Origin of the sequence: Natrinema gari JCM 14663 (genome assembly GCF_000337175.1) — an archaeon.
Taxonomy (GTDB): Archaea; Halobacteriota; Halobacteria; order Halobacteriales; family Natrialbaceae; genus Natrinema; species Natrinema gari.
Map to the genome: position 1 here is coordinate 1 of NZ_AOIJ01000050.1, position 1,314 is coordinate 1,314.

1 tRNA gene and 2 rRNA genes are annotated in these 1,314 nt (G+C 58.1%); all 3 read right to left on the reverse strand.

Annotated elements, in window-relative coordinates:
• A 23S ribosomal RNA gene (locus C486_RS21915) occupies nucleotides 1-277 on the reverse strand; the annotation flags it as partial.
• Nucleotides 278-507: 230 nt separating this feature from the next.
• Nucleotides 508-579 (reverse strand) — tRNA-Ala (locus C486_RS09860).
• Nucleotides 580-713: 134 nt separating this feature from the next.
• Nucleotides 714-1,314 (reverse strand): 16S ribosomal RNA (locus C486_RS09865); the annotation flags it as partial.

The following is a 1,314-nucleotide window of genomic DNA, read 5'->3' on the forward strand; positions in this document are numbered from 1 at the left end:
CCGAACACCACATTGCCCGTGAAGGCTTCGGTTTGGACTGTGTCGCGTTCATTCGCCATTACTAACGACATCGCGTTTGCTTTCTTTTCCTGTCGATACTAAGATGTTTCAATTCTCGACGTTCCCCATTGCGCGAAGCAATTGCGGTGGGGATTCCCATTCGGAGATCCTGAGTTCTTCGCCTCCGTGCGGCTCCCTCAGGCTTATCGCAGCTTGGCACGTCCTTCTTCAGCTCTCAAGCCGAGCGATCCACCAGCTGGCACAGTAGCCACGTTCATCGGATCGACGTTACAACAGGTGTTGTAATGTCAGAGTGACCCGGGAACGGGTCCAGTGGACGCCTGGACTACACGTACACACGGTCTCATCTGCACGCCGGTAGACGGCCGGCCTGCATTAACCCTTCCCCCCCGCGTTTACACGGGGTGGTGCATCGGTTCGGTGTTCGGATTAGATCGAAGTTCCGTCTCCCACTTAAGGGACACGGTTCGATCGTCCTCCGAGACATGGACCCACAGGGATTCGAACCCTGGGCATCCTCCTTGCAAAGGAGGCACTCTACCACTGAGCTATGGGCCCACGTCCGCCCATGAGGGCGGACAGGGGAGTGACATGTTAGCCTTGGTAGTTCAAAGGTGCCCGATCGGCCAGACGCTGGTCGATCGAACGTGGACTGCAAAGGTGGGCTGGGGCATCGCCCCAGTCCCGGTCTGTGGAGGGGATCCAGCCGCAGATTCCCCTACGGCTACCTTGTTACGACTTAAGCCCCCTTGCGGAGCCCAGATTCGACCGACGTTGCGTCGGCCTCATCCGGACCCCACTCGGGTGCTTTGACGGGCGGTGTGTGCAAGGAGCAGGGACGTATTCACCGCGCCCTTCTGAGGCGCGATTACTACCGAATCCAGCTTCATGAGGGCGAGTTTCAGCCCTCAATCCGAACTACGACCGAGTTTCGGAGATTAGCGTCCCCTTTCGGGGTTGCATCCCACTGTCTCGGCCATTGTAGCCCGCGTGTCGCCCAGCACATTCGGGGCATACTGACCTACCGTTGCCCGTTCCTTCCTCCAGTTTGGCACTGGCAGTCCTCCTAATGTACCCAACCACCTCAAGGGTGTTGCTGGCAATTAGGAGTGCGGGTCTCGCTCGTTGCCTGACTTAACAGGACGCCTCACGGTACGAGCTGACGGCGGCCATGCACCTCCTCTCAATGGCTCCAGTAAGGTCATCAACCTGACTTTCACTGCACATTGTCGATGCTGGTGAGATGTCCGGCGTTGAGTCCAATTAAACCGCAGGCTCCTCCGGTTGTAGTGC